Here is a 21,612-nt window from a genome sequence, read left to right as displayed (position 1 = left end):
CAGGCAATGAATAACACACATGCAGTGATCGTCGGTCTGGGTAAGACCGGGCTTTCGTGTGCGCGTTATTTTCATGCCCGTGGGCGTCCGTTCAAGGTTATCGACAGTCGGTTCAGTCCGCCGTCACTGGCGGAGTTCGAAACCGAGTTTCCCGGTCAGCAGATCGAGTTGGGTGGTTTTTCGCAGCAAAGTCTGTTGCAGGCTGGGGAGATCGTGTTGAGTCCGGGCATCAGTTTGCAGACACCGGAAATTGCCCATGCCATCAGCCAGGGTGTGCCGGTTACCGGTGATATCGATATATTCAGCCGCGAAGTAACCGCACCTGTCATCGCTGTGACCGGGTCCAATGGCAAAAGCACGGTGGTCACCCTGGTAGCAGAGATGGCCAGACAGATGGGTATTAGAGTCGCGGTTGGTGGTAATCTGGACGGTCGCGCTAGCATGCCGGCGCTTGATCTGCTGCACAGCGGCGAGCGTGATCTGTATGTATTGGAGTTGTCCAGTTTCCAGCTGGAGACCACCAGCAGTCTGAACGCGGAGATCGCCGTAATTCTCAACCTCAGTGAGGACCACCTGGATCGATATGCATCAATGCAGGATTATGCTGCCGCCAAACAGCGAATCTACAAGGGTGCGCGTCAGGTGCTGATAAACCGCAATGACCCGGCCAGTGAACCCTGGGAAACGGCTGCGGGCCAACATTGGTCCTATGGTTTCGATCAGGCAGCCGGTGACCATGACTATGGTTTGTCATTAAAAGATGGCGACAGTTGGCTGATGCGCGGCAGCAATCATCTGATGAAAGTGCGGGAGCTGGCGCTGGTGGGACGACACAATGTCAGTAACGCCTTGGCCGCGCTCGCATTGGGTCATGCTGTCGGCATTCCTGATGCTGCCATGGTGACAACCCTGCGGGAATTCTCCGGGCTGCCGCACCGGTGTCAGTTGCTGCGCAATCTGCGCGGAGTCGATTATTTCAACGACTCCAAGGGCACCAATGTTGGCGCGACGCTGGTGGCCATCGAATCGGTGGCAGAGCGCACGCGCGGCGAGTTGATATTGATTGCCGGCGGTATCGGTAAAGACGCTGATTTTTCGCCGTTGTTGCCGGCCCTGGAACAGTATGTAAAGCGTGTTGTTCTGATTGGTCGTGATGCAGACAAGCTTGCACGTCTGATTGGAAGTAGGGCAGACATCATGCGCGCGACTTCCATGGAGGAGGCGGTGGCTGAGGCTGCCAGCAGCGCACTGTCGGGAGATGCGGTGCTGTTGTCGCCAGCATGTGCCAGTTTTGACATGTTCAAGGATTTTGCGCACCGCGGGCGTGTGTTTGCGGCGGCAGTGGAGGCTCTGACATGAGTACGTTGCTGAGCAAAGGCAGAGGCGCAATCCGGGTTGAGAAACGAGAGGCCGAGCAGCCTTTTAATACGCTGTTGCTGGTACTGGTTCTGCTATTGGGCACAGGCCTGATCATGATGACGTCTGCGTCCATGGAAATTGCCAACAGTCTGGCGGGCGATCCATTCTACTTTTTTAAGCGCCAGGTCTTTTTCATAGGCCTGGCGTTGGTGATCATGCTGATAACGCTGCACATTGATACCAGTCTCTGGTATCGCTGCAGCGCGTTGATGCTGTGTCTGGCGCTGGTATTGCTGGCGCTGGTTCTGATTCCGGGTATCGGCACTGTGGTAAATGGCAGTGCACGCTGGATTGACCTCGGATTCTATCGTCTGCAGCCTTCCGAGATGGCAAAGATCTCCATGGTGGTCTATATGGCTGCTTACCTGCATCGGCATCGTAGTGAGGTACATGAGCGCTGGTCCGGATTTCTCAAGCCCATGGTTATCCTGGCCGCCGCCATCACCTTGCTGCATTTTGAGCCAGATCACGGCGCGATGGTCATCATGATGCTGACGACATTCACCATGTTGTTCCTGGCCGGTGCGCGCCTGCATCGGTTCGTGCTGATTGTCATGGTCTGTTTTGCTGGCGTTGTGGCGCTGGCCATCATGAAACCTTACGTGATCAACCGACTGACGTCCTTCCTGAATCCATGGGCTGCCGAGTATGTTTATGGCGAAGGCTACCAGTTGACACAGGCCCTGATAGCGTTCGGTCGAGGTGAATGGCTGGGCGTTGGGCTGGGCAACAGTATTCAGAAGTTGTACTTCCTGCCGGAAGCGCACACTGATTTTGTGCTCTCGATTATCGCAGAGGAAATGGGACTGCTGGGCGTACTGTTTGTCATGGCACTTTTTATTGTTCTGATATGGACGGCATTGCGTCTGGGTCGCGCATGTGAGGCCAGGGGTCGATTTTTCGCTGCCTATACCGCATTCGGTATTGGCATGCTGTTCGCGACTCAGGTTTTTATCAATTTTGGAGTCAACACAGGCTTGCTGCCAACCAAAGGACTGACCCTGCCATTCCTGAGCTACGGCGGAAACAGTCTGCTGGTCAGCTGCTTCATGGTCGCGATACTCATGCGAATAGAGTATGAGTTGCGCATGAAACCCGATCCGGATCCGGCCGGAGGTGACGCATGAGTCAGCGCACAGTATTGATCATGGCGGCAGGAACCGGCGGGCACATATTCCCGGCGTTGAGCATTGCCCGAGTGTTACAGGCTCACAACATCCAGGTGGAATGGTTGGGTACGCCAGTTGGCATGGAGAACGAGGTGCTCAAGGATACCGGGATCAAACTAAACCGGTTGCGTGTCAATGGCCTTAGAGGCAAGGGTAAACTGGCGCTCCTGAAGGCGCCATTCATGTTGATCGCCAGTGTCTGGCAATCGTTGCGGCTGCTGCAGACATTGCGGCCCTGTTGTGTGTTGGGCATGGGGGGTTATGTCACCGGGCCGGGTGGCGTGGCTGCATGGCTATTGCGTCGCCCATTGCTGATACATGAACAGAACTCAGTTGCCGGTTTGAGTAACCGTCTGCTGAAACCTCTGGCGGCCAGAGTCATGGAAGCATTCCCTGGCACTTTCCCGGCCGGACCCAGAGTCATTCACACGGGTAATCCGGTCAGGGCCGATATCGGCACCACCAAAAAGGCTGACGATGAACAGGGCCTTGTGCGGCCCATGCATCTGCTGGTACTCGGCGGCAGTCTGGGGGCAGCGGCAATAAACGAATTGGTGCCACAGGTCGTACCGCATCTGACGCAGGGGCGCGGTATAGCGGTCTGGCACCAGACCGGGCGCAACAAGCATGAAAGCACGCAGCATGCCTACCAGCAATGCTCAGCAGCGACACACGAAAATACGCAGGCCCGAGTGGAACCGTTTATTGACGATATGGCGGCAGCCTATGCATGGGCCGACGTGGTGCTTTGTCGTGCCGGCGCCAGTACGGTTGCCGAGCTGACTGCTGCGGGTCTGCCGTCCATTCTGGTGCCCTATCCGCATGCCGTGGATGACCACCAGACCGTTAATGCCCGTTGGCTGGTTGACGCCGGCGCCGCAGTGTTATTGCCGCAATCCGATTTTAATAGTGACAGCCTGCGGCGCGAACTAGAGGAGTTTATGCTAGAGAGTAATCGTTTATCGGCAATGGCACAGCGCGCCAGCGAACTCGCAGTTCCTGATGCGGCAGAAAGGATTTCGGAGCTGTGCATGGAGGTCTGCCGTGGCTGATCAACGTTACTATCAAGTGCCAGAGATGCGCCGTATCAAGACCATTCATTTTGTTGGTATTGGTGGGGCCGGTATGTGTGGCATCGCGGAGGTCCTGCTGAACCAGGGCTACAGTATTACCGGTTCTGACATCAAGGCGTCGGCGGTAACCGAGCGACTGGCGGGAATGGGTGCCGGTATATTTATCGGGCACGCCAGTGACAATATTGCCAGCGCGGATGTGGTGGTTTATTCCAGCGCCGTTCGCAGTGATAACCCGGAACTGGTGGCGGCGAAAGCAGCGGCCAAACCGATCATACCCCGCGCGGAGATGTTGTCGGAGTTAATGCGATACCGCCATGCCGTTGCAATTGCCGGCACACATGGCAAAACCACAACCACGAGTCTGGTAGCGTCAATTTTTGCCGAAGCCAGGCTGGCCCCGACATTTGTGATCGGAGGTCGCTTGAACAGTGCGGGTGCCAACGCGGGGCTGGGTGAGAGCCGATACCTGGTTTGTGAGGCGGATGAAAGTGACGTGTCCTTCCTGCACCTGCAACCGATGGTTGCTGTGGTCACCAATATTGAAGCTGATCACATGGGCTCCTATGACGGTGATTTTAATAAACTGAAGAGTTACTTCGTTGAGTTTCTGCACAACCTGCCTTTCTATGGTCTGGCTGTGCTGTGCATTGATGATCCCGTGATTCAGGAGATACGACCGCGCATATCGCGTCCGATTCTGACGTATGGATTTTCCGACAGTGCTGACTACCGCATTGCCAATTTGCAGCAGAACAGGCAATTCACCAGCTTCGACGTACATCGCCCTGATGGTCGCGATCCGTTGCACGTCAGTCTCAGTATTCCCGGCAGGCACAATGCCCTGAACGCCACTGCGGCGATTGCGGTGGCAACGGATGAAGGGATTGCTGATGCAGCCATATCCAAAGGCCTGGCAGAGTTTGCCGGCGTGGGACGGCGCTTTGATATTCAGGGCGAGTTTCCGGTTAGTGACGGCAATATCATGTTACTGGATGACTACGGACATCATCCCAGTGAAGTTGCCGCCACGGTGGCTGCTCTCAGAGCAGGCTGGCCGGAATCGAGACTGGTCATGATCTACCAGCCGCATCGTTACTCAAGAACCAAAGACCTGTATGACGATTTTGTGCGTGTACTGTCAGACGTCGACGTACTGTTGATGCTTGATGTCTACTCGGCAGGCGAAGACCCGATTCCAGGTGCTGATGCGCGCAGTCTGTGTCGAAGCATACGGTTGCGAGGCAAGGTAGATCCGGTATTTGTTAAAGATGAAGCGGATGTGCGCGGTGTGCTGAAGGATCTGGCAAGAGACGGTGACATTGTGATTACCCAGGGCGCCGGCAGTGTTGGGGCGCTAGCGCGTACATTGGCCGAACAGGGGTTGATGTAATGAGTATTGTCAGTATGACTGAAGAATCTATCAAAGCGCTGGGTCGGGTCGCCGTTCTGTTGGGCGGCGATTCCGCCGAGCGGGAAATATCCTTGCTGAGCGGGCAGGCGGTGCTGACCGCGTTGCAGAGCCGTGGTGTTAATGCCATTGCCATCGATGTAAGTCCGGACATAGCCGAGCGGCTACGGTCCGAAAAAGTAGATCGGGTATTCAATATTCTGCACGGCCGCGGCGGCGAAGACGGAAAGCTGCAGGGTCTGCTGGAGATGATGCATATCCCCTACACCGGTAGTGGTGTGCTGGCGTCAGCGCTTGCCATGGACAAGGTTAAAACCAAGCAGTTGTGGGCTGCCAGTGGTTTGCCCACGCCACGCTTCAGTGTATTGCACGATAACAGTGACTGGCAGGGGTTGATAGAGGAGCTGGGTGAGGTAGTCGTCAAGCCGGCACACGAGGGGTCCAGTATTGGCATGTCAATGGCAGCAGACGCATCGGCGTTGCGTCATGCCTACGAAAAGGCCAGTCAATATGACACTGCGGTCATAGCCGAACAAAGAATCCGTGGCGCAGAGTTCACTGTACCGGTTATTCACGGCGAGTCATTCCCGGCTATTCAGTTGAGCACCAGCCATGAGTTCTACGACTACGATGCAAAGTATCTGGCTCAGGACACCAACTATTTGTGCCCGGCGCCATTAACACCGGAAAAAACGACTGAACTCGCTGAGCTTTGTTTGCAGGCATTTTCCAATCTGGGGGCAGAAGGTTGGGGACGCGTCGACGTGATGCAGGATCAGCAAGGTCGCTTCTGGTTATTGGAACTGAACACCGTGCCTGGTATGACCGATCACAGCCTGGTACCACTGTCTGCTGCCAGTAGGGGGATGGATTTCCCTGAGCTTGTGTTGCACATAATTAGTGGAGGCGCCGTCAGCGGAACACCATGAGCGATTCCAGGAGCAGGTCTACATTCTCAGCCTACGCAGGTGCTTCCGAAGTGCCGATGGACTTTGCGCCTGTTCGCGCGGAGGCCAGGCATGTGGCACCTGACACCCGTGAAGACAGGAAGTCCGCAGGTGTTTTGCGTCTGATCCTGCTGGGCATCATTCTTCTGGGCGCGGGTGGCATTGCGTTGCATCAATATCGGGGCGTCGCTGCAGACTACCTGGCAACTGTGTCGGACCGCCTGCCTGTGTTCAATCTACCGGAAATAAGCCGGCCTGTAATCAACCGGGAAATCAATACTGTCCGGCTGGATTCGCCTTTGCATCGACTCACCGGAGAGGAGGTCAGGACATTGCTGGCCAGATACACCGAATCCGGTTTTCTGGGTGTCGATGTGCAGGATCTGCGTGATGAACTTGAACAGAACCCGTGGGTGGCGCACGCGACGGTGCGCCGGGTCTGGCCGGATGTTCTGGTGGTCAGTATCCGCGAGCAGCAGCCGATCGCGCGATGGGGTGAGGCTGCGTTACTGAATGAGTCTGGTGACGTGTTTGCGCCGCCGTTGCGAGGTTTTGAGTCGGCGTTACCCGCGCTGGACGGTCCTGCAGGTAGTGAGGCCTTGGTGCTGACTCAGCACGGAATTTTTAGCCAGACGCTCGCCCCGCTCGGCATGGTGCCGGCGTCAGTGAGTCTGAGCCAGCGTGGCAGCTGGACAATTGAAGTAGAAGGCGGTCCGGTACTGCGTCTGGGTCGTGACGATGTCATGGCGCGGCTAGACAGGCTGGTAGCGGTTTACCGTAGTGGATTACAGGACCATTTGGCAGATGCACGCACGATCGACTTGCGGTACGGGAATGGATTTTCAGTCAGTAAAAATACGGTGGTCGCAGATGCTGTGGCCCGTCGGTGAGAGCAAGGTGTGACATATGAGCGCTCCAGATAACAGCAACATGATTGTAGGCCTGGATATCGGCACGTCCAAGGTGGTTGCCATCGTGGGCGAGGTTAAAGCCGATGGCAGTCTGAATATCGTTGGTATAGGCAGCCATCGCTCGCGCGGACTCAAGAAAGGTACCGTGGTCAATATCGAGTCCACGGTGGAGTCTATACAGAGAGCGGTTGAAGAGGCAGAGCTGATGGCGGGCTGCCGTATTCATTCGGTATACGCGGGAATAGCCGGCAGTCATATCCGGAGTATGAACTCGCACGGCATCGTTGCCATACGTGACCGTGAAGTGACGCGTGCGGATATAGACCGGGTAATCGACGCGGCACAGGCAGTGGCGATTCCGGCCGACCAGCGCGTGCTGCATATTCTGCCGCAGGAATACATTATTGATTCCCAGGAAGGTGTAAAAGAACCATTGGGTATGTCCGGCGTGCGTCTGGAAGCAAAAGTCCATCTGGTGACCTGCGCAATCAACGCCGTCCAGAATATCGAGAAATGTATCAAACGCTGCGGTTTGCAGACCGAAGAAATTATTCTGGAACAACTGGCATCCAGTTACGCAGTGCTGACCGAAGACGAAAAGGAACTGGGTGTGTGCATGGTTGATATCGGTGGCGGCACTACCGACATCGCTATTTTCACTGAAGGTGCGATACGCCACACCGGCGTCATTCCCATTGCCGGCGACCAGGTGACCAACGACATCGCCATGGCATTACGGACGCCAACGGATAACGCAGACGAGATCAAGATCAAGTATGCCTGTGCATTGACACAGCTTGCCAGTGCCGGGGAAATGATAAAGGTGCCGGGTGTCGGTGAAAGGCCGGCGCGGGAGCTGTCAAGGCAGGCACTGGCGGAAGTAGTCGAGCCCCGTTATGACGAGCTGTTCACATTGGTCAAGGCGGAACTCCAGCGCAGCGGATACGAAAATCTGCTGGCAGCGGGTGTGGTACTGACCGGGGGCACCAGCAAGATGGAAGGGGTTATTGAGCTGGCAGAAGAGATCTTCCATATGCCCGTGCGCATCGGCATGCCACAAAGCGTCAAAGGGCTGGCAGACATTGTACGTAATCCGATTTATTCCACCGGTGTCGGGTTATTGCTCTACGGCATGCGGCAACTGCAGCAGCAGGAGCGCAGCCATCATCCGGTAACCGTCAAGGAACCGAAGATCAGTATCGTAGAACGAGTAAAGAACTGGCTGAAAGAAAACTTTTGAGCCGTAAATTTTGCAAGAGAAACGCTATCAATTAACGCGTCATTAAAATCAAGGCATGACAGGGGGCCGTATGTTTGAACTTCTAGATAGTATTCCACAAAGTGCCGTCATCAAAGTTATCGGTGTCGGCGGAGGTGGCGGAAACGCCGTCCGTCACATGATCAGCAACCACGTTGAAGGTGTAGAGTTTGTCTGCGCCAACACCGACGCACAGGCGCTGACCAATCTGCAGGCGAAGACACTGCTGCAGATGGGCAGCACGGTGACCAAGGGGCTGGGCGCCGGCGCCAACCCGGATATCGGGCGCCAGGCTGCACTGGAAGATCGGGAAGAAATTGCCGAGATTCTCAGCGGTGCGGATATGGTATTTATCACGGCTGGCATGGGCGGTGGTACCGGTACCGGTGCCGCGCCGATCTTTGCCGAGGTTGCCAGGGAGCTGGGCATACTGACAGTGGCAGTGGTAACCCGCCCGTTCCCGTTTGAAGGCAAGAAGCGATCGCTGATTGCGGATCAGGGTATTGAGGAGCTGTCGCAGCATGTGGACTCGCTGATTACCATTCCCAACGAGAAGCTGTTGTCTGTGCTGGGCAAAAATGCCTCGCTGCTGGAGGCGTTCAAGGCCGCCAATGATGTGCTGCAGGGTGCCGTGAAAGGTATCGCAGATCTGATTATTCGCCCGGGGATGATCAATGTCGATTTTGCCGATGTGCGAACGGTGATGTCGGAAATGGGTATGGCCATGATGGGCACCGGTTATGCAACTGGTGAGAACAGGGCGCGGGAAGCGGCGGAAGCAGCCATTCGCAGCCCGTTGCTGGAAGATGTCAATCTTCATGGCGCTCGCGGCATCCTGGTCAATATTACAGCCGGTGAAAATCTGTCACTGGGCGAATTTTCTGAAGTGGGTGACACCATTTCAGAATTTGCATCCGACGATGCCACGGTCGTTGTGGGCACGGTAATCGATGCCGAGATGGGTGATGAAATCAGGGTAACGGTTGTGGCCACCGGTCTGGGCGAAGTACGAGCGGCCGAGGCACGACCGACCAAGGTGGTAGACAATACCCGTTCAGCGCAGGTGGCTGGCGGCAACTATCGCCCTGTGGAGCGACCAGCGGCACAGGCTGCCCGGCCACGCCCGGCGGCAAGTTCGCATACCATGCCGCAGAACAGTGGCTTTGCCAAAGCAGTGGGTGCCGAAGACAGCATGGATTACCTGGATATTCCAGCATTTCTGCGTCGTCAGGCAGACTGACAGAGGCCTGTCATCAGGGTGGTTGGGCTCCAGACGCGGCCAATTGAGTGTTTGGGTTCTCAACTGATATTTGCTATCATCGGCCGAAATACGCGGGGCGCAAGCCCCTGCGTGCCGCTTATTCCGGGATTCAAGCCAGCTATGTTAAAACAGCGCACCCTAAAAAATATTATCCGTGCCACCGGCGTGGGTTTGCACACCGGTACCAAGGTCTATCTGACGTTGAAGCCGGCCCCGGTTAATACGGGCATTATTTTTGTGCGCACCGATCTGGAGCCGCATGCGCATATTCCAGCAATGGCGCACCTGGTCGGCGATACCACCTTGTCCACGACCTTGATCAAGGACGGCGTTCGCGTGTCTACCATTGAACACCTGATGTCAGCGATGTCGGGTCTGGGTATCGATAACGCCTACGTCGAGGTCAGCGCGCCGGAAGTGCCGATCATGGACGGCAGTGCCGGTCCTTTTGTGTTTCTGATTCAGTCTGCCGGTATAGAAGAACAGGACGCGCCGAAGCAATTTATCCGTATCCTGAAACCAGTGCATCTGGAAGACGGTGATAAATCGGTCAGCCTGGAACCATTCGATGGTTTCAAGGTGAGTTATACATTGCTGTATGATCACCCGGTTTATCGACGCTATACAAAATCGGCTACAATCGACTTTTCCAGTACGTCATTTGTCAAAGAAGTCAGCCGTGCACGCACATTTGGCTTCATGCACGAGTTTGAAGAATTGCGTAATCGCAACCTGGCATTGGGTGCCAGTATGGACAATGCGATTGCAGTAGGCGATTATAAGGTCCTTAATGAAGACGGACTTCGATACGAAGACGAGTTTGTGAAACATAAAATCCTGGATTCAATCGGTGATCTGTACCTGCTAGGGCACAGTCTGCTGGGTGAATTTAAAGGGTATAAATCTGGTCATGCGCTGAATAACAATCTGTTACGCGCGCTGGATGCTAACAAGGACGCCTGGGAGCTGGTCAGTTTTGACTCTGAGTCCCAGGTGCCCATTTCTTATCTCAAGCCCGGACTGGCTGCCTGACGGAGACCCCGAATCGCAGCGATACGGGGCAGACCTGGCTTATGAAACTGATATTGGTTAATCAGCGTTACGGAAACAGTCGCACGATTGTTATCAAGGGCTGGCTCAAGGGCCTACTCTCGCTGTGCCTGCTCGGCGCTCCGGTAGCGCTGGGTTACATGGGCTATCACCTTGCCCTGGCCAATACCGCCAATCATATTGTCAGCGAAAAATCCGCGGAAGGCTGGGAACAGCAACTGGATGAGCAGGCGCAGGCACTGGCCGGTCTCAAACAGAATGCAGAACAGCAGGTCGAGGCCCTGACCCAGCGTCTGGCCACATTGCAGGCGCGCCTGCTACGCCTGGATGCTCTGGGCCTGCGACTCACCGAAGTCGCCGACCTTGACCCAGCGGAATTCAACTTTAACGAACAATCGCCCGGTGTCGGCGGTGTCCTGCTCGATGAAGGCGGCAGCATTCAGCCGCCTGACTTCATTCGCGCCATTACTCGCCTGGAACAGGAAATTGAGGCGCGTGGCAATCAGCTGGAAACCGTGGCCGGACTGATAAACGGCCAGCAATTCGAGCAGCAGACAACAATTGCTGGTCGCCCCGTCAACAGCGGCTGGCTGTCTTCCGGGTATGGTCGCCGGGCGGATCCTTTCACCGGTCGCATGGCCTGGCACAATGGCATTGATTTCGCCAGTGCCGCCGGCGACGATATCATCAGTGTCGGCACGGGTGTTGTGACCTACTCAGGGACACGGCCCGGCTATGGCCTGATGGTTGAAATAGACCATGGCAACGGTTACCTGACACGGTATGCTCATGCTCAGGATCTACTGGTCGAGCCGGGTGAGATTGTCAATCAGGGCCAGCCGATTGCACTGATCGGCAGCACCGGACGCTCTACCGGTCCGCACGTACACTTCGAAGTCTACAAAAACGGCCGCGTGGTCGATCCAGCCGCATACATACGCCGCACTCATCGCTGAATCCCAATCCCTCGATGCATGACAACTGACGACCCTCTGCTGGTCGTTGTGTTTCCGTATGTTCAATTATTCAGTCAAAACAGGTCACCATGAGCTTAAAAATTTTTCGTAAAGTATTTGGCAGCAGCAATTCCCGCAAACTGAAAAAACTGCATAAAATTGTCCGGCAGATAAATGCACTGGAAGAGGGTATCCAGGCGTTGTCTGACGAGGATCTGCGTGGCAAGACGATCGAGTTCAAAAAACGCTTTGACGAAGGTGAGTCGCTGGACGGGATTCTGCCGGAAGCATTTGCTGTGGTACGTGAAGCCAGCAAACGTACACTTGGACTGCGTCATTTTGATGTGCAGATGATTGGCGGCATTGTTCTTCATCAGGGCGACATCGCCGAGATGAAAACAGGTGAAGGCAAGACGCTGGTGGCAACGTTGCCAGCTTACCTCAACGGGATGAGCGGAAATGGCGTGCATATCGTCACCGTCAATGACTACCTGGCCAGTCGTGATGCCAATTGGATGCGGCCACTATATGAATTCCTGGGACTGACTGTCGGCGTAATCGTCGGCGGGCAGGGGCAGCAGGAGAAAAAGGCAGCCTACAACGCATCCATTACCTACGGCACCAACAACGAGTTCGGTTTCGATTACCTGCGCGACAATATGGCGTTTCGCATCGAGGACAAATTGCAGCGCAAGCTGAATTTTGCCATTGTCGATGAGGTTGACTCCATTCTTATTGATGAAGCCCGAACCCCACTGATCATTTCAGGTGCGGCACAGGACAGTTCCAAGCAATACCTTGCCATCAATTCACTGATTCCCGGGCTGGAGCGCGGGGAGGCGCCGGTGGAGAAAACTGCCACCATGGCGCTTGAGCGTGAAGAGAAAGTGGAATCCGGCCACTTTATGGTGGATGAGAAAACGCGGCAGGTCGAGTTGACAGAAGCAGGGCACGAACACCTGGAGGAATTGCTGACGCAACAGAAGCTGCTTGGCGAGGGCGAAAGCCTGTATTCAGCCGCCAATCTTGGTCTGCTGCACCACATCCATTCTGCTCTCAAGGCACATTATCTGTTCCATAAAGACATTGAATATATCGTCAAGGATGGACGTATTGTGCTGATTGATGAGCACACCGGTCGAACCATGGAGGGTCGGCGTCTATCCGAAGGTCTGCATCAGGCCATTGAGGCAAAAGAGGGTCTGGATATTCAGAGCGAGAGTCAGACTCTGGCTTCAACAACGTTCCAGAATTATTTCCGCCTCTACAATACACTGTCGGGCATGACCGGGACGGCCGACACCGAGGCGTTTGAATTCAAGCAGATCTACGACCTGGATGTGGTTGTGATTCCGCCCAACACACCGATGCAGCGAATTGACAAGAATGACCTTGTGTACCTGTCCATGGAAGAAAAGTTCGAAGCAATCGTGGCAGATATCAAGGAGTTTAGCGCCAAAGGGGCGCCAATCCTGGTAGGTACGGCATCCATCGAAACGTCGGAAATGCTGTCCAAATTCCTTAACAAGGAAAAAATACAGCACGAAGTACTGAACGCGAAGTTTCATGAGAAGGAAGCGTTTATTATTGCCCAGGCCGGCCGGCCCGGTGTAGTAACCATTGCCACCAACATGGCAGGTCGTGGTACCGATATTGTGCTGGGTGGCAACTGGGAATCAGAAGTGTCAGCCATGGACAATCCTTCGCCTGAGCAGATCGCTGCTGCCAAAGATGCCTGGCAGCAACGTCACGATCAGGTACTGGAAGCTGGTGGCCTGCATATCATTGGCACTGAGCGTCACGAATCACGGCGCATAGACAACCAGTTGCGGGGTCGCTCGGGGCGTCAGGGGGATCCGGGTTATTCGCGGTTCTATCTGTCGCTGGAAGACAGTCTGATGCGTATTTTTGCGTCTGAGCGGGTCAAAGGGTTTATGCAGAAACTGGGCATGGAGCGCGGCGAAGCAATTGAGCATGGCATGGTGTCCAAGTCCATTGAAAAAGCTCAACGTAAAGTGGAAGGCCGTAACTTTGATATCCGTAAACAGCTGCTGGAATATGACAACGTCGCCAATGATCAACGTACTATCGTCTATCGACAGCGTAATCAGGTCATGGCCAGTGACGATATCGGCGAGCTGATATCGAGTATGCGCAATGAGGTGGCTGACGAAGTTATCAGCAGTCACATTCCACCACAGAGTATTTTTGAACAGTGGGATATCGAGGGACTGGAACAGGCCATGGAGGCAGAGTTTGCCATTCACCTGCCAGTCAAGTCGTGGCTCGAGGAAGATGAAAAGCTCTACGAAGAAACGCTACGCGAGAAAATCAAACAGGAATTGACTGACGCCTATGCGAAGAAGCGGGAAACCGTGGGTGAAAAAATGGCGTTGCTGGAGAAGCAGATAGTTCTGCAGATTCTGGACACCTTGTGGAAAGAGCACCTGGCAGCAATGGATCAGTTGCGGCAGGGTATTTTCCTGCGTGGGTATGCGGGCAAAAACCCGAAGCAGGAATACAAACGCGAAGCCTTCGAGCTGTTTCAGAGTTTGTTGTCACGACTGCAGCATGATGTTATCCGTTTCCTGAGTCACGTTCAGGTACGATCGCCGGAAGAAATTGACGCCATAGAAAAAGCGCGTGACGCCGAGCGGGCAAAAGAGAAAATCAAATACCAGCATGCCGAATCCTCAGCCATGGAATCCGAGAGTGGCTCGGGCACCAACAATCCGGACAGCGGACAAAGTGCCCAGGATGGCGGTGCGCCGTTTGTCCGCGAAGAACCCAAATTGGGTCGCAATGATCCGTGTCACTGTGGTTCCGGTAAAAAGTTCAAGCACTGTCATGGCAAATTAGGCTGATTCGCGGGGTTAGACATCATGGCTACAGGTAACAATGCAATAGGAACGCTGGTACCCGTCCCCGGTATCAGAATGTCAGCAGTCAGCGCCGGCGTACGCTACCAGAATCGTCTGGATCTGGTGCTGTTTGAACTGGCAGAAGGAACCCGGACCGCGGGTGTTTTCACACGCAATGCATTTTGTGCTGCACCTGTTGTGCTGGCCCGAAAGCATCTGCAGGCCAGTGCGGGTGCTGTTCGCTATCTGCTGGTTAATACGGGCAATGCCAATGCCGGTACCGGCGACCAGGGCATGATTGATGCCCGACATTGTTGCCAGGCGCTGGCTGACGCGGCAGACGTGGAACTGACCCGAGTACTGCCTTTTTCAACAGGTGTCATCGGTGAACGGTTGCCAGCTGAAAAAATTGCAGCAGCCACGCCCAGCGCGCTGGCGGCGTTGCAGGATGATCAGTGGCTGGCAGCGGCAAAAGGCATCATGACCACGGACACCCGCCCCAAGGCTGTGTCGGCTGTGGTGACCCATAATGGCCAGAACATCAGCCTGACCGGTATCACCAAAGGCGCGGGCATGATCAAGCCGAATATGGCGACAATGTTGGCTTTTGTTGCCACCGATGCAGACATCGAACAGGACACGCTGCAGGCGCTGTTAATGTCTGCTGTTGAGCAGTCATTTAACCGCATTACCGTCGATGGCGACACCTCGACCAATGATTGCTGTGTTGTCAGCGCGTCGGGGAAAAGCGGGATCAAGGTCGACAAGTCAGATGCAGGATTGTATGACGCCTTCAGCCGGGCCCTGCACGAGCTGATACTGGACCTGGCGAAGTTGATTATACGGGACGCGGAAGGCGCGAAAAAATTCGTCACGGTTGATGTTCGAGGCGGCGCCACCACCGGAGAGTGTTTGCAGGTTGCCTATGCCATTGCGGAATCTCCGCTGGTAAAAACTGCATTGTCTGCGTCTGATCCGAACTGGGGAAGAATTCTGGCGGCAGTGGGTCGTGCCGGTGTGGATAATCTCGACGTATCCCGGATCGATCTCTACCTTGATGATGTCTGTATTGTTAAAAAAGGAGGCCTGGCACCTGACTACACAGAGGCAAAGGGGCAGGCGGTGATGAACCAGGAGGACATCTGCCTGCGCATAGAGTTGGCGCGTGGTGATGTCAATGAGCAGGTGTGGACAGCAGACCTGTCCGAAGAGTACGTGCGGATTAACGCATCGTATCGCAGTTGAACAGACGGATACCGGCAATGCCACGGCCACCGTGGCTGTGGGCGGTGATCAGGTCGGACGCCTGCATGCCGCCCAGGGCATAAACGGGCACCGTGGAATGTTGTGCCAGCGACTGAAACCTGTCCCAGCCCAGCGGCCTGACATCCGGGTGGGTCGCCGTTGCCTTGACTGGGGAAAGCAAAGCGTAGTCCGCGTCCACCTTCGCGGCCAGTTCAAGCTCATGCTGGTCATGGCAGGAGACCCCCAACAGCAGATGCTCGGGCACCGGGCGTTCGCTGAGGGTTTGCAACAGCCCGCCATGAACGTGCAGACCCTTGAGGCCGGGAAGTTGGCACAACTCCTCGCTGACGAAGCCGTTGCCGGCCAGGCTGGCAGCTGACAGGTCAAGAATAATACCCGGCGAATTGTCTCCCCATGCCTGAATGGTCTGCCTGACAGCTGTCAGGTAAGCGCTGTATTGGTCTTTTTGCCAACATCGTAAGCGCAGCAGCACATCAGTGACGGGTAGCTGTGGCGGTAAGTTGATATTGGCCGCAGGCAAATCAATAATGGCCAACCTGTCGCTAAGCTGCAGGCGGCGAATGATGAGTCGGTTTGCCTGCGGGAACTCCGCGGGGTCGAGTTGTGCCGTCGGCAACCAGCGCAGCGGCTGATGTTCGATGCCCCTGGGTGTGCCTTTGAATCGATCCACAATCCACACATCCAGCAGTACCGCCTTGCCCGGATAATTGTGTTCTATCCGGCATAGCGGGCGTGAATGCTCTACCTCAATGTCGAGTTCCTCTTTGAGCTCCCGACACAATGCCGTATGTACTGTTTCACCCGGTTCAAGCTTGCCGCCGGGAAATTCCCACAGACCGCCCAGATGTTGCTGTTCGGCTCGTCTGGCAACCAGCACCTGACCAATAGAATCAAGTATGACGCCGACGGCAACGTGCACACGCCTGGTTGACCCCGGTTCCGGGACCGGTAATTCCTCGTTTGCAGCAGCCGGACGCTCAGTCATCAGCCTGACGACCACCGCTGACTGGCGGGAGATCTTCCGGGTCAACCGGTTCACCGGCTATGCTGTGCCTTTCGCTGGCCCATTCGCCAAAATCAATCAATTTGCAGCGCTCCGAACAGAATGGCCTGAACGCATTGCTGTCAGTCCAGGTCACAATTTCTTTGCAGGTCGGGCAATTTACTTTCAGGGTGCGTTCAGTCATAAAGCTTGGTTCACTTGCTCAATTCAAGGTAGGTTTCATGCATCGCGTGCACTGCGTTGTGCAAGGTGGTCAGGTCGCCATCATTAACAATGATATCGTCGGCATGGTCAAGCCGCTGCTGGCGACTGAACTGACTCGCCATGATGGCTTTTATGGTGTCGACACTGCTGTTGTCGCGGGCCAGCGCGCGTTCCAGTTGCAAGGCTTCCGGGGCATCAATGACCAGTACGCGAGAGCACAGCGTCTGTTGATCGGTTTCCAGCAATAACGGAGAAGACAGCAACGTGTAAGACGATTCGCTTTGCTGCAACTGGTCCATGATCTCCTGTCGTATCAGTGGGTGCAGCAGTGCCTCCAGCCATCGCTTGGCCGCCGGGTCACGGAAAATCAGTTCGCGCAGGGCGCGGCGATCAAGGTTTCCATCAGCCAGTAACACATCCTGCCCAAAGTGTTCTGCGATGGTTGTCAGCGCAGGTTTTCCGGGTTGTACGACCAGTCGTGATACCAGATCTGCGTCGACGATGCCAATGCCCAGTGCCGCGAATGCATCGGTGGCGGCGGTCTTGCCGCTGCCGATGCCGCCGGTTATGCCAATGACTGTGGATTGCAAAGAACCCATCAGGGCACTACCAGCATGGAGACGTAGGTGTTGCTGATACTGTCTCCCCAGATTAGCGCAATAAATCCGGCAATGGCCAGATAGGGACCAAACGACATGGGGATATTCTTGTCGCGTCCGGCGATCACCGCCATGGCGATGCCGATAATGGCGCCGGTAAGAGAGGACAGAATAACCACGGTCAACAAGTGTTGCCAGCCCAGCCACGCGCCGATGACAGCAAGCAATTTGAAGTCACCATAACCCATACCCTCGCGGCCGGTGAGCAATTTAAAAATCCAGTAGATACTCCACAGGCTCAAATAACCGATGCTGGCACCGATCAGGGCATCTGCTGGTGTTACACCTGTGCCGTGACCGGTGACACTGAGAACCAGACCCAGCCACAACAAAGGCAGGGTAATGTTGTCAGGCAACAACTGATGATCGATATCAATCACGGTCAGGCTGACCAGACACCAGGTAAAGACCAGAGCGGCCAGGCAGGTCCAGGTTGCGCCAAAATACCAGCCTACCAGTGCCGACAGCAGTGCGGTAACGATTTCGACAATCGGGTAGCGCCAGTGTATGGCTGTCCTGCACTGACTGCAGCGGCCGCGCAGCAATAAATAACTCAGCACTGGAATGTTCTGCCAGGGTCTGACCGGCTTGCGACACACCGGGCAGTGTGAATCGGGTTTCAGCAGGTTAAAGGTTTTGTGTTCAATGACCGGGTCAGTGGATTTGACTTTGGCTGGGTCCAGCTGCAGATATTCCAGACACTGGCTTCGCCATTCGCGTTGCAGCATCAGTGGCAGGCGATAGATCACGACGTTCAGGAAGCTGCCTACCAGCAAGCCCAGTATCCCTGACAGCACCGCTGTCAGCGCCATTGATCCCTGCATCAGTTCCACGAGTGTTGCCATCAAGAGTTCCTGTCATTGGTCACTGGTAGTCATTTGGGTGCTGCAACGGAGCCCGCTAAAGCACGGCGCCAAGACGAAAGATGGGCAGATACATGGCAACCATCAGTCCCCCTACAAACAGGCCCAGCATTGCCATGATCAGAGGTTCCAGCAGGCCGGTGAGACCTTCAAGCAGGTCATTGACACTGCGTTCGTAATGGTCAGCGCAGCGCTCCAGCATGGTATCCAGTGTGCCTGACTCCTCGCCCGCATTTGTCAGCTGTGTCATCATAACCGGAAACAGGTCGGTCTTGCGAATGGAGAAGGCCAACGACTGGCCCTGTTCTATATCGATAATGATATCGAGACAGGCTCTCTCATAAACTCGATTGCCGGCAGCGTCGGCACTTAATTTCAGTGCTTCCATGATGGGCAGGCCTGCCGCCACAGTCGTTGCCAGGGTACGGCAGATCCGTGCCAGCGCGGCGGTGCTCAGCAATGCGCCCAGTGCCGGAGTGCAAATCAACAGTCGGTGAAAAAGCAACTGTGCTCCACTATGGGTCCTTACCAGGTGACAGCTTCCGAAGACCGTTACGGTCACCAGTATTAACCATAACCAACCGAATCTGATAACCAGATCCGACAGTGCCAGCACCGATTGGGTCAGCGCCGGCAAGGGGGCCCCCAGGTCGGCAAAGGTAGCAGCAAATTGCGGCACCACCTTTATCAGTAACACCGCCGTGACTGCGATGGCAGTGGCAAGCACGGCCAACGGGTAGGCCATGGCTTTTTTAACTTGTCTGATGACAGTATCGTCCCGCTGTCGGCAGGTGGCCACGCGCTCCAGTGCCGTGGCCAGTGTCCCCGTGTGTTCGCCGATACTGACGAGACTGACAAACAGGCAATTAAAGTGCCCCGGGTGTTCTGCCAGCGCTTCATTGAAACTGCCGCCGGTGGCAATCCTGTCACGCAGCGCAGACAGTAGGTGCCGGACCCGCTGATGCTCACTGCCGGCGGCAACAATGGTCAGTGCCTGCAGCAATGGTAATCCGGCCTTGACCATGTTCGCTGTCTGCTGGGTGAGCAGCGTGATGTCAAACGCCTTGATGCGCGGTCCTGACATGGGCCCAGGGCCTGGTTTTGAACGTGGCTCTGCGTCCGGGTTTGTGTCTGGTCCTGAGCATGGTCTTGCCTCTGGTCTTGATCCGGGCCCTGAGCGGTCCGGCCGGGCAGCCTCGGCGAGTGTCGTGGCCACTGCCACTCGCGTGGCCGAGATTCCCTGGCGATGCAGGAGCAGCCTGACCTGTTCGCCATGTGCCGCCATCATCTGGCCGCGCTGAACTCTGCCCTGGCGATCGGTCCCGCGCCAGTGATATCGTGCGCTGAACCCGGTCACAGTTCCAGTCGCTCCGCGTCAGCGAGTGTAATATCGCCATTGGCAACCCGGATCAGAGCCGATTCACGCAGCGACAGGTGACCCATTTTTCTGGCAGCATCCTCAATGCCGGTACTGGTCGCTCCGTTGAGCATCAACGCATCAAGCTTCCCTGACATGGGCAGGGTTTCAGCAACACAAATGCGGCCGCGGTAACCCTGATGACAGCGTTCGCAGCCCACTGGCAGACAGGTATTGGCGCTGGCAGCCTGAGCGGCCGTCATGCCGGCGGCGCGCAACTGAGATGTCGCATCGGTATCAGGTACCTTGCAGGCGCCGCAAAGTTGGCGTACCAGCCGTTGAGCGACTATCAGACTGAGAGACCCAGACAGGTTGTAGGGGGGTATTCCCATGTTCAGCAACCGGGTGATGCTGCCGGCAGCGTTGTTTGTGTGTAAGGTGGCTAGCACGAGGTGTCCGGTCTGGGCTGCTTTGACGGCAATGTCGGCTGTTTCCTGGTCACGGATTTCACCAACCATGAGAATGTCCGGATCCTGCCGCATGAACGCCTTGAGCGCGGAGGCGAAATCAAGCCCCGTACGTTTATTGACAGCCACCTGGTTAATACCGTCTATTTGCATTTCTATTGGATCTTCAACGGTTGATATGTTGCGTTCCAGTGTGTTGAGCAGGTCAAGCCCGGCATACAGCGATACTGTCTTGCCGCTGCCCGTAGGTCCGGTAATCAGAATCAGGCCATGAGATTTTCTTAAGGCCTGACGATAGTGAGATGTCTGTTGAGGCGTATACCCCAGTTCTTCGAGGCTTTTTTGCGTAGCAGCTTTGTCCAGCAGTCGCAGTACAACTTTTTCACCCCATAGGGTCGGCATGCTGTTGACTCGAAAATCAGTGCTCTCGGCGATCACCTCTGTTCCTGAACGCTGATTCTGTTTTTCCCGGCTTAGTCGCAACCTGCCATCCTGAGGCAGGCGACGTTCGCTGATGTCCATGTCGGCCATTACCTTGATCCGCGAAATGATGCGTGGCGCCATGCTGACGTCTGCGCGCGTGACTTCGCGCAGAGTGCCGTCGATGCGGCAACGAATGCGTACCGTTTTTTCAAACGGTTCAATGTGAATGTCGGACGCATCCGTGGCGATTGCCTCACGCAGAACCTGATCGACGAAACGTACCAGGGGCGCATCATCGGTTTTTGCCTCGCCCCGGACTGGCGGATCGGCGACCTGTTTGTTGGTGGCGTTGTTCAGGTTGTCGATAGTGCCGGGATTAAGCCGCTGGCTTTTGTCTGGCTTTGTGCTTTCGCTGGTTGTTGCCGGGACCGGGGCCTGAAGGTCTGCCAGCATCTTCCACAGGACGACACCGTCAGCGACAACGGCGTTTATCTCGCGGCTGCCATGAAGGCGCAATTCATCAATCACCGTCAGGCTGGCAGGGTCAGCAAAAACAATAAACACAGGAGAGCCTGACAACTTGCCGGTCGGGGCCCGCAACGGTATTAGCCGGTGCCGTTGCATCAACTCAGGGTCCATTGTGTCATCCAGACAGGCCTTGATATCGATAGCGGCGAGGTCAAGCAAAGGGTAGCCGAGGCAGTTTGCAATTGTTGCCGCCAGACGGTCGCTGTCAGTAATACCCTGCCTTATCAGCAGGGTGACAAACGGAATATTTTCCTGCTGCGCCATCATACGCGCAGACTCGGCCTGGTCGGGCAGTAGCAGGCCTGAGTCAATCAGGGTTTCAGCCAGTCCTTGTGGCAACATGTCCATGAATTCCTGCCTTGGTTTGCTGGTTATATAGCAGCTGCCAGATTGCCCTGCTATAAAGATTAAGCAATCCCTGGCGAAGGATGTAGCCGGGTGCCGCTTGTCACAGCTGGCACATGGGCTCGCACACGGTATCCGGTGGTTGCTCCGCTGGCAGGGCTTCATGAATGTCAGGGGTGCT

The 21,612-nt window shown here is 55.6% G+C and carries 18 protein-coding genes; 12 read left to right on the top strand and 6 right to left on the bottom strand.

What is annotated here, in order from left to right:
* Positions 1-6 precede the first annotated feature (6 nt).
* From murD to argJ, 12 genes are all read left to right on the top strand, one after another.
* Complete coding sequence (murD, locus tag PHACT_RS14945; RefSeq protein ID WP_245730826.1) at positions 7-1,359, top strand: UDP-N-acetylmuramoyl-L-alanine--D-glutamate ligase; 1,353 nt, start codon at positions 7-9, stop codon at positions 1,357-1,359.
* Entirely contained in the window at positions 1,356-2,546 is a 1,191-nt protein-coding gene (ftsW, locus tag PHACT_RS14940; RefSeq protein WP_083264711.1) for a putative lipid II flippase FtsW, read from the top strand. Before murD ends, ftsW begins: the two co-directional genes overlap by 4 nt.
* Positions 2,543-3,640, top strand: a complete 1,098-nt coding sequence (gene murG, locus PHACT_RS14935) for an undecaprenyldiphospho-muramoylpentapeptide beta-N-acetylglucosaminyltransferase (protein ID WP_070119076.1) — start codon at positions 2,543-2,545, stop codon at positions 3,638-3,640. The genes ftsW and murG overlap by 4 nt, the downstream gene beginning before the upstream one ends.
* A gap of 25 nt (positions 3,641-3,665) precedes the next feature.
* A complete protein-coding gene (murC, locus tag PHACT_RS14930; protein ID WP_070119231.1) occupies positions 3,666-5,054 on the top strand; it encodes a UDP-N-acetylmuramate--L-alanine ligase in 1,389 nt (462 codons plus the stop codon).
* 14 nt (positions 5,055-5,068) lie between these two features.
* A complete protein-coding gene (locus PHACT_RS14925; RefSeq protein WP_397389523.1) occupies positions 5,069-6,001 on the top strand; it encodes a D-alanine--D-alanine ligase in 933 nt (310 codons plus the stop codon).
* A complete protein-coding gene (locus PHACT_RS14920; protein WP_083264706.1) occupies positions 5,998-6,909 on the top strand; it encodes a cell division protein FtsQ/DivIB in 912 nt (303 codons plus the stop codon). The genes PHACT_RS14925 and PHACT_RS14920 overlap by 4 nt, the downstream gene beginning before the upstream one ends.
* 16 nt (positions 6,910-6,925) lie before the next feature.
* The gene (gene ftsA, locus PHACT_RS14915) at positions 6,926-8,170 is read left to right on the top strand and encodes a cell division protein FtsA (RefSeq protein ID WP_070119073.1); all 1,245 of its coding nucleotides are present in this window, start codon (positions 6,926-6,928) and stop codon (positions 8,168-8,170) included.
* Positions 8,171-8,240: 70 nt separating this feature from the next.
* The gene (ftsZ, locus tag PHACT_RS14910; protein WP_070119072.1) at positions 8,241-9,428 is read left to right on the top strand and encodes a cell division protein FtsZ; all 1,188 of its coding nucleotides are present in this window, start codon (positions 8,241-8,243) and stop codon (positions 9,426-9,428) included.
* Between the two features lie 141 nt (positions 9,429-9,569).
* A complete protein-coding gene (lpxC, locus tag PHACT_RS14905) occupies positions 9,570-10,481 on the top strand; it encodes a UDP-3-O-acyl-N-acetylglucosamine deacetylase (protein ID WP_070119071.1) in 912 nt (303 codons plus the stop codon).
* Between the two features lie 41 nt (positions 10,482-10,522).
* Positions 10,523-11,455 (top strand): M23 family metallopeptidase, encoded by a 933-nt coding sequence (locus PHACT_RS14900; protein WP_070119070.1) that lies wholly within the window; start codon positions 10,523-10,525, stop codon positions 11,453-11,455.
* A gap of 89 nt (positions 11,456-11,544) precedes the next feature.
* Positions 11,545-14,319: a preprotein translocase subunit SecA gene (gene secA, locus PHACT_RS14895; RefSeq protein ID WP_070119069.1), complete on the top strand. Its 2,775-nt coding sequence runs from the start codon at positions 11,545-11,547 to the stop codon at positions 14,317-14,319.
* Between the two features lie 18 nt (positions 14,320-14,337).
* A complete protein-coding gene (argJ, locus tag PHACT_RS14890; protein WP_070119068.1) occupies positions 14,338-15,561 on the top strand; it encodes a bifunctional glutamate N-acetyltransferase/amino-acid acetyltransferase ArgJ in 1,224 nt (407 codons plus the stop codon).
* Here argJ and PHACT_RS14885 read toward each other — a convergent pair.
* From PHACT_RS14885 to PHACT_RS14860, 6 genes are all read right to left on the bottom strand, one after another.
* Positions 15,539-16,567 carry a Nudix family hydrolase gene (locus PHACT_RS14885; RefSeq protein WP_083264704.1) on the bottom strand — a complete coding sequence of 343 codons (1,029 nt, stop codon included), beginning with the start codon at positions 16,565-16,567 and terminating at the stop codon, positions 15,539-15,541. The two genes, argJ and PHACT_RS14885, sit on opposite strands and share 23 nt — an antisense overlap.
* Positions 16,560-16,769: a DNA gyrase inhibitor YacG gene (yacG, locus tag PHACT_RS14880; RefSeq protein ID WP_211284414.1), complete on the bottom strand. Its 210-nt coding sequence runs from the start codon at positions 16,767-16,769 to the stop codon at positions 16,560-16,562. Before yacG ends, PHACT_RS14885 begins: the two co-directional genes overlap by 8 nt.
* Positions 16,770-16,779: 10 nt before the next feature.
* Positions 16,780-17,388, bottom strand: a complete 609-nt coding sequence (coaE, locus tag PHACT_RS14875; protein ID WP_070119067.1) for a dephospho-CoA kinase — start codon at positions 17,386-17,388, stop codon at positions 16,780-16,782.
* Positions 17,388-18,293 carry a prepilin peptidase gene (locus PHACT_RS14870; protein ID WP_070119066.1) on the bottom strand — a complete coding sequence of 302 codons (906 nt, stop codon included), beginning with the start codon at positions 18,291-18,293 and terminating at the stop codon, positions 17,388-17,390. The genes coaE and PHACT_RS14870 overlap by 1 nt, the downstream gene beginning before the upstream one ends.
* Before the next feature lie 55 nt (positions 18,294-18,348).
* Entirely contained in the window at positions 18,349-19,395 is a 1,047-nt protein-coding gene (locus PHACT_RS14865) for a type II secretion system F family protein (protein WP_070119065.1), read from the bottom strand.
* 269 nt (positions 19,396-19,664) lie between these two features.
* Positions 19,665-21,428 (bottom strand): GspE/PulE family protein, encoded by a 1,764-nt coding sequence (locus PHACT_RS14860; RefSeq protein ID WP_169819494.1) that lies wholly within the window; start codon positions 21,426-21,428, stop codon positions 19,665-19,667.
* Between the last annotated feature and the right edge of the window lie 184 nt (positions 21,429-21,612).

It is taken from the genome of Pseudohongiella acticola (assembly GCF_001758195.1).
Taxonomy (GTDB): Bacteria; Pseudomonadota; Gammaproteobacteria; order Pseudomonadales; family Pseudohongiellaceae; genus Pseudohongiella; species Pseudohongiella acticola.
This window is presented reverse-complemented; position numbering and strand designations above follow the sequence as displayed.

What these genes read in the sequence shown, in the direction of transcription:
- murD (WP_245730826.1), top strand. Translation starts at nt 7, where the DNA reads ATGAATAACACACATGCAGTGATCGTCGGTCTGGGTAAGACCGGGCTT.
- ftsW (WP_083264711.1), top strand. Translation starts at nt 1,356, where the DNA reads ATGAGTACGTTGCTGAGCAAAGGCAGAGGCGCAATCCGGGTTGAGAAA.
- murG (WP_070119076.1), top strand. Translation starts at nt 2,543, where the DNA reads ATGAGTCAGCGCACAGTATTGATCATGGCGGCAGGAACCGGCGGGCAC.
- murC (WP_070119231.1), top strand. Translation starts at nt 3,666, where the DNA reads ATGCGCCGTATCAAGACCATTCATTTTGTTGGTATTGGTGGGGCCGGT.
- PHACT_RS14925 (WP_397389523.1), top strand. Translation starts at nt 5,069, where the DNA reads ATGACTGAAGAATCTATCAAAGCGCTGGGTCGGGTCGCCGTTCTGTTG.
- PHACT_RS14920 (WP_083264706.1), top strand. Translation starts at nt 5,998, where the DNA reads ATGAGCGATTCCAGGAGCAGGTCTACATTCTCAGCCTACGCAGGTGCT.
- ftsA (WP_070119073.1), top strand. Translation starts at nt 6,926, where the DNA reads ATGAGCGCTCCAGATAACAGCAACATGATTGTAGGCCTGGATATCGGC.
- ftsZ (WP_070119072.1), top strand. Translation starts at nt 8,241, where the DNA reads ATGTTTGAACTTCTAGATAGTATTCCACAAAGTGCCGTCATCAAAGTT.
- lpxC (WP_070119071.1), top strand. Translation starts at nt 9,570, where the DNA reads ATGTTAAAACAGCGCACCCTAAAAAATATTATCCGTGCCACCGGCGTG.
- PHACT_RS14900 (WP_070119070.1), top strand. Translation starts at nt 10,523, where the DNA reads ATGAAACTGATATTGGTTAATCAGCGTTACGGAAACAGTCGCACGATT.
- secA (WP_070119069.1), top strand. Translation starts at nt 11,545, where the DNA reads ATGAGCTTAAAAATTTTTCGTAAAGTATTTGGCAGCAGCAATTCCCGC.
- argJ (WP_070119068.1), top strand. Translation starts at nt 14,338, where the DNA reads ATGGCTACAGGTAACAATGCAATAGGAACGCTGGTACCCGTCCCCGGT.
- PHACT_RS14885 (WP_083264704.1), bottom strand. Translation starts at nt 16,567, where the DNA reads ATGACTGAGCGTCCGGCTGCTGCAAACGAGGAATTACCGGTCCCGGAA.
- yacG (WP_211284414.1), bottom strand. Translation starts at nt 16,769, where the DNA reads ATGACTGAACGCACCCTGAAAGTAAATTGCCCGACCTGCAAAGAAATT.
- coaE (WP_070119067.1), bottom strand. Translation starts at nt 17,388, where the DNA reads ATGGGTTCTTTGCAATCCACAGTCATTGGCATAACCGGCGGCATCGGC.
- PHACT_RS14870 (WP_070119066.1), bottom strand. Translation starts at nt 18,293, where the DNA reads ATGGCAACACTCGTGGAACTGATGCAGGGATCAATGGCGCTGACAGCG.
- PHACT_RS14865 (WP_070119065.1), bottom strand. Translation starts at nt 19,395, where the DNA reads ATGTCAGGACCGCGCATCAAGGCGTTTGACATCACGCTGCTCACCCAG.
- PHACT_RS14860 (WP_169819494.1), bottom strand. Translation starts at nt 21,428, where the DNA reads ATGTTGCCACAAGGACTGGCTGAAACCCTGATTGACTCAGGCCTGCTA.